The organism is Nesterenkonia sandarakina, from assembly GCF_003003175.1.
GTDB lineage: Bacteria > Actinomycetota > Actinomycetes > Actinomycetales > Micrococcaceae > Nesterenkonia > Nesterenkonia sandarakina_A.
Window position 1 is genome coordinate 1 of sequence record NZ_PVTY01000042.1, and the last position, 6,078, is coordinate 6,078.

The window sequence follows — 6,078 nt, forward strand, 5'->3', positions numbered from 1 at the left end:
CTCGGTGAAGTCCATAGGTGTGGGGTTTGCCCCGAGCGATCCGAAAAAGTCGACCCACAGCTCGTTTTGTGGAACTCGGATCGTGATGCCGTCAAGGTCACCGGGCTCCTCGATGGCCTGGACAGAGTTGGTGATGTGTCGCGGCGTCCGCGTCAACATCTGGATGCCTTTGATGCCCTCGCTTTCAAGCGAGTCGAGAAGTTCCTGGCCCGGCTCTCCCTGAAGGTATTCCGAGAACTGTTCGTCGTCATCGAAGAGGTACGGCAGACTCATCGCGTTCATTTTTGGATCAAACGACGCGTACACCGAGGTCGAAATGATGGTGCAGTCGAGAGTGCCGTTGCCCAGCAGATTGACCGCGGCATTTTGGTCACCGCCGAACAGTGTGCCGTCCGGGTGGTTCTCGATCTCGATGGAACCGTCGGAGCGCTCCGCGACCTGTTCGGCAAAGTGGTCGGCAGTTACACCGACGGACGAAGCTGCGGGATCCCCAAGGGCCATACGAAGGGTTTGGGGCTCCGCGCCGCCGCCTCCCTCGCTCTGCTCTTCGTCTGTGCCGCCGCCATTTCCGCATCCGGTGAGGACCGCGGCAAGCACGATAGCTGTGGTAGCTGCAGGTATCTTACGTGAGGACATGTGATGCTCCTTTGCATTAATCCCCGCTCGCCGTCCTACGTGGACATCGATGCCGAGGCTGTGATGGCGCCCATGAGGGCATTTTTCGCTTGGTAGATATGGTCGAGGAGAGCGATACGGGCAGCGTCTAGGTTTCGCTCTGCCAGCGCATGGCAGACCGCCCGGTGCTCGCGGAGGCTTTCCTCCCGTCGGAGGTTGTCCTGGTAGGAGACAAAGCGCTTGCAGCGAGCCAACTGACGGTCCACTACGCGGTACGCCCTGATGAGCTGCGAATTCTCCGTCGCCTTGATGATGAGTTGATGGAACTCGTCGTCCCGGACCAGGTAGCGCTCGACGTCGTCACCCGAGACCGGCATATCAAAGTCGTCAAAAAGGGTGCCCACGTGCTGGAGTTCCTTCTCCCCCCACTCGACGATGCGGTCTAGCCCCGCCGGCTCCAGCAGAGACCGGAGCTCGTACAGTTCCTTCACGTCCTGAGTTCCGATCTGGGTAACGACCCACCCCGTGCGCTGGCCCCGCTCCACCAGACCGGAGACTTGTAACAGATGCAACGTGTCCCTAACCGGGGTTCGGGAGACATTGAACTGAACAGCCAGCTCTCGATCGCTCAAAGGAGTGCCAGGCGGGAACGAACAGTCCACGATCGCGTCCTCCAGTTCCCGATACATATGCGAGCTGAGTTTGCGTTCCGCCACAGGTGCAATTGTCGGCTTCATAGACTGAGTGTGCGGTATACCGAATACAGTATGCAAGCTTTTCGTGAGATCTGGCTCACTTTTTTTTCGGCCAGCCAGCCCAGGCATGATTTTTTCGCTCATACTAGAGCGTCGGGGCGACAACTCCTTTCGCCGCTTTTTTGTGATGTACCACACGTTCTGTGGCGCTTTTATGATCGCATCGCTCACCCTGGCCGTCAATAGGCTCATTTTTGTTCTGCATCGAGCATATTTACGCTTGCTTCGGACATTGCTCGTATGCTCGATTGACACATCGTGATGAGCGATGTGATCATGTAGGGGTGACGACCAGCGAGAGTGGGGACACAGTGGCAGAACGGAGTCGGACGACCGCGGAGGCGCGACGGGAGCTAATTCTCGACAGGCTTCGCGACGGCACGGGCAGCGTCCACGTGGAGGATCTCAGCAGCGTCTTCGGCGTCTCGGTCGCCACTATCCGCCGGGACCTGGAGTCGATGGGACGGAACGGGCTGATCACCAGAACCTACGGGGGGGCGGTGCTCGGCAGTCTCCGGGCGGAGCAAACCCTTCGTGAGCGCGAAATCAGCAACGCGTCTGCCAAGGACGCGATTGCAAGGAAAGCGGCCGCTCTTGTAACTCCCGGGTCCACCGTGCTGCTCGACGCAGGCACGACCACCGGACAGCTGAGTCGCTATCTGGCTCGCATCCCAGGACTGACAGTGTTCACTAATGGGCTAAACGCTCTAAACGTCCTCATTGAGTCGGATTTAGACATTCAGGTCGTCGCCCTGGGCGGGACGCTACGGCGAACCAACCAAGCGATGATGGGCCCCCAAGCGGAGACAATAGTACGGAGCGTATATGCCGACTTTGCTTTCCTTGGCACGGATTGCCTTGACGTCCAACGGGGGTTTTCCTCACGGACTCTGGAGCAGAACTCACTCAAACAACTCATGTCCGCACAGTCCCGGCGGACCATTATCGTCGCCGACTCATCCAAGTTGAACACCACCTGGTCCACCTACTGGGCCGCGTTGCCGTCGCCGTGCGAAATTGTCACGGACGGTGACGCTGGCGAGCAGGTCCTGTCGCCGTTCCAGACCGCCAAAAACATCAATCTGACGGTTTGCCAGCTGGATCCGTCAGGCGAGAAACAGAGCCTGGCGGGTTAAACCACTCCCCCGGGCCCCACATTTCCTCATGGACGGACGGGCGAGGCCCATCCGCCGCCGATTGAAAGGTCGATGCTGTGAAACAAGCCATCCTCAACGGTCCCTTGGACATGATCATCAAGGAGCAGGAGATACCCCCCCTTGAGCCCGGCGACTGTCTCCTCCGGGTACAGTCCGCCCTAGTCTGTGGAACGGACATCCGCATCTATGAGGGGACGAAGAAAAAGAATGTCACCTACCCGACCGTGATGGGCCATGAATTCGCAGGGACCATCGCCGAGAGCAACGGGCCCCTTCCCCACGGGCTTGTCGTCGGCGATCTAGTGGCCGTTTATCCGATCATGCCCTGTGGGCACTGTTCCGCTTGCGTGCGCGGGCGAGAGAACATCTGCCGGAACCGTCTTGCCTTTGGGTATCAGATTCCCGGCGCTTTCGCGGAGTATGTGCACGTTCCGGCGGCCGCGGTGCGCGCGGGCAACCTCGTGAAGGTGAACGGCGTCCGTCCCAATAGCGCCGCCGTCATCGAACCGCTGTCCTGTGCGTACAACGGGCTGAAGCTCATTGACGCTCCAGCCGCGCACGCGCTACTGGTCGTTGGATGTGGGCCGCTGGGGCTGATGCACATTCGGCTCGCCAGCGCTCTGGGCGTTAAAAAGATTGTGGCGGTAGACCCCTCCGCGCAGAGGCTATCCGCCGCCGCGAAGTCCGGTGCCCAGCTCACTCTGGCTCCCGGAGATACCGCAGCGCGTGAGATCCTCGAATTCACTGACGGTGATGGCGTTGACGCCATGGTGGTGGCAGTGGGCCGTACCGACGCTTTCGAGCCCTACCTCGAGGCGTTGAGCCCAGGAGCGAAGGTGAATCTCTTCGCCGGATTCCCGACGGGTAAGGACGTTCTCGCGGTGTCGGCCAATGATGTCCACTACAACGAGTACTCACTAATTGGAAGCTCCTCCTGCCACCTATCCGACTTCGAGTTTGTCGCCTCCATGGTGACCGACGGCACCCTGCAGGTGGACGACCTTGTCACGACCACCATGGAGATCGAAGAGGCGGTGGCCGCCTTGGAGGCAGCCAAGGCCGGCGACGATCTCCGGGTGGGCATCACCGCCCGATCCTGAACCTAATCTTCACATTCATAAAGATTCTCAGAGGAGAACCAGAAAATGCGCAATGAAACCACACCCTTCACCTCCTTCGGTGTCACAAGCGGGCTCGGCCGGGCCATCCGCCTGCGGCGGCTCTTCGGCGTCACCGGCAAGGCCCTCGTCGTGGCCCTTGATCAGGCGGTCCCCCGCGGTGTCGCGCCGCAGCTGGCCGGGATCGAGAAAACCTACCAAGCCGTGAAAGCGGGCAACCCGAGCGCTATCACTGTGACCCGCGGCATCGGTGGGAGCTTGCTTGCCGGGGACCCGCAGCCACTTCCGTGGATCCTGAAGGCGTCTTCCTTTTCGATGGACTTCCACGCGACGATCGACGCGACGATCGGCACCGTGGACGACGCCGTCCGGTTGGGCGCTGACGCCGTCGCAGTCGGCATCAGCGCCGGCTCAAATGTTCAGCCGCAAATGTTGGAGATGCTGGCCGCGACGGTGGAGCGCGCCGCCGAGGTTGGGATGCCCACCGTCTGCCACGCATACCCAAGCGGTGAACTGTGGGGCGATCGCAAGGGTAGCGCCGAATCCGTGCTCTATGCAGCGCGCGCGGCAGCAGAGCTCGGGGTCGACGTCGTGAAGACCTGGTACACCGGCTCCTCCGAGAGCTTCGCCGAGGTGGTCGCAGGCACGCCCGCCCTGGTCATGGTTGCCGGCGGAGCCAAGGCTGACACCGACCGGGAAGTGTTGGAGATGGCTGATTCCGTGATGCAGGCCGGGGCCGCCGGGTTGACCTTCGGCCGTAACGTCTGGGGCGCCGAGAACCCGACCAAGATGATCACCGCTCTGCGCGCCATCGTGCAAGACGGGGCGACCTCGGACGCGGCGGCAGAAAAGCTGGCCTGAACTACCATGACGCCGTCCCGCTGTTTCTTGGGCATCGATGTCGGCACGACGGCTACCAAAGCCGTCGTGCTGACGGAGACCGGCGAACCTGTCCGGAGGGTCCGCGTCGCCCATGACGCCGGGCCTCCGTTGCCTCCCGGACGCGTTGATCCGGTTTCCTGGTGGAACAGCGTCCAGAAGGCCTGCCTCGACCTGGACGCCGGTAAGTTAAACCTCTCGGGCATCGGCCTGTCCGTGCACTCCCCCGTCGCCGTTCCTATGGGCACCTCTGGCGAACACCTTACCGCCGGATACCGCTATGAAGTCCCGACACTGGCGGACACAGTGTCGGGACTGCGTCCGCTCCTGACACAGGAGGAGATCCGCCGCTCTGGAAACACGGTCTCCCCGTCGACGTTCATCGCGGCAGCATACCTACTCATGTTGGAGCAGGAACCCGAAGTCGCTGGAGAGCTAAACGTGTTGGGTTCCGTTGGTACTTATATCGGCCATCGCCTCACAGGCCAGTGTGCCATTGATCCCACCCAGGCCTCTTACTTCGGGCCCTTCGACACGACGGGTGACTGGACCTGGCAGGAAGACCTCGTCCAGCGTCTGGGCATTCCTCCACAAATCCTCCCGCCCCTCTTACCCTCGTCGGACGTGCTCGCCCCGCTCACGGACGAAGCTGCGCACGCCTTGGGGTTGCGCCCCGGCACGCCGGTGGTGACCGGAGCCGGGGACACCGCCTGCGCTGCATTCGCCGCAGATATCGGCGAGTCCGGGACCCGCCTAATCACGCTGGGCACAACCCACGTCGTCACCGACCACAGCAGCAGACCCGCACGAGAGCAGTTACACCTACAACGGGCGTACGTACACCGCGGCCAGTGGCTGCGTCACGGCGCGTCCAATGGGGGCCTGGCGTTGTCGGTGGCAGCGAGGGCCCTAGGCTACGGGAGCAGTGGACGTGCGGTCTCCGCCATGGTCGACCGGGCAATGGGAGCCGACGCCGAGACGATCTACCGCGCGCCTTTCTTCATCCCGCACGTCCGCCCCGAGAGAGCACCGTTCTGGATGGAGGAGCCACGATCCGGATTCCTTGAACTCACTGCGGACGCGGATGAAACCTCGATGGCCTGGGCCGCGGTAGAAGGCGTGCTGTTCGTAGACCGGATGATCTCGGAGAGCTACCCGCAGGAGCCACCCCGGGAGCTGATGTTAGCGGGAGACGTGAGCGGCAACGGCCACTTCATGCAGCTCGCAGCCGACATGTTCGGTACACCGTTCATCGTTAATACCGAGTCACATCTTCCAGCCCTAGGGGCAGCCATGTTAGCGGCCGAAGGTATTGATTACCCCGTTGGTCTGCAACACTACACGCGGCATATCGCTCCCAGACAGAGATTGGGCGAGTTGATCGAGAGTAGGTGGGGTAAGTTCTGCCAGGTCCATGGCGGGTACGCCCCCAACGCGATGAAACCCTTTACCACGTAGCCACTTGTATATCTGTAGCCGCGTCAAGCCGCGGACCGATGGATGGATTTCCCTGACCGAGCGTGAACCCGACGTACGCGAGTGGCGGGCGAAGGG

Annotated in this window: 6 protein-coding genes; 4 read left to right on the forward strand and 2 right to left on the reverse strand. The window is 61.7% G+C overall.

What is annotated here, in order from left to right:
• Both dctP and BCL67_RS14920 read right to left on the reverse strand, forming a co-directional pair.
• The coding region (gene dctP, locus BCL67_RS14915; RefSeq protein WP_181256049.1) for a TRAP transporter substrate-binding protein DctP at positions 1–636 on the reverse strand (636 nt) is incomplete at its 3' end.
• A 35-nt stretch (positions 637–671) separates the two neighbouring features.
• A complete protein-coding gene (locus BCL67_RS14920) occupies positions 672–1,352 on the reverse strand; it encodes a GntR family transcriptional regulator (protein ID WP_181256050.1) in 681 nt (226 codons plus the stop codon).
• A gap of 302 nt (positions 1,353–1,654) precedes the next feature.
• Here BCL67_RS14920 and BCL67_RS14925 point away from each other — a divergent pair, with 302 nt between their 5' ends.
• The 4 genes from BCL67_RS14925 to BCL67_RS14940 all read left to right on the forward strand — a co-directional run bounded on the left by BCL67_RS14925 (position 1,655) and on the right by BCL67_RS14940 (position 5,982).
• A complete protein-coding gene (locus BCL67_RS14925; RefSeq protein ID WP_146131216.1) occupies positions 1,655–2,506 on the forward strand; it encodes a DeoR/GlpR family DNA-binding transcription regulator in 852 nt (283 codons plus the stop codon).
• A gap of 77 nt (positions 2,507–2,583) precedes the next feature.
• Positions 2,584–3,627: an alcohol dehydrogenase catalytic domain-containing protein gene (locus tag BCL67_RS14930; RefSeq protein ID WP_106124190.1), complete on the forward strand. Its 1,044-nt coding sequence runs from the start codon at positions 2,584–2,586 to the stop codon at positions 3,625–3,627.
• Between the two features lie 45 nt (positions 3,628–3,672).
• The gene (locus BCL67_RS14935) at positions 3,673–4,506 is read left to right on the forward strand and encodes a class I fructose-bisphosphate aldolase (RefSeq protein ID WP_106124191.1); all 834 of its coding nucleotides are present in this window, start codon (positions 3,673–3,675) and stop codon (positions 4,504–4,506) included.
• A 6-nt stretch (positions 4,507–4,512) separates the two neighbouring features.
• Positions 4,513–5,982 (forward strand): xylulokinase, encoded by a 1,470-nt coding sequence (locus BCL67_RS14940; RefSeq protein ID WP_106124192.1) that lies wholly within the window; start codon positions 4,513–4,515, stop codon positions 5,980–5,982.
• Positions 5,983–6,078: the final 96 nt, after the last annotated feature.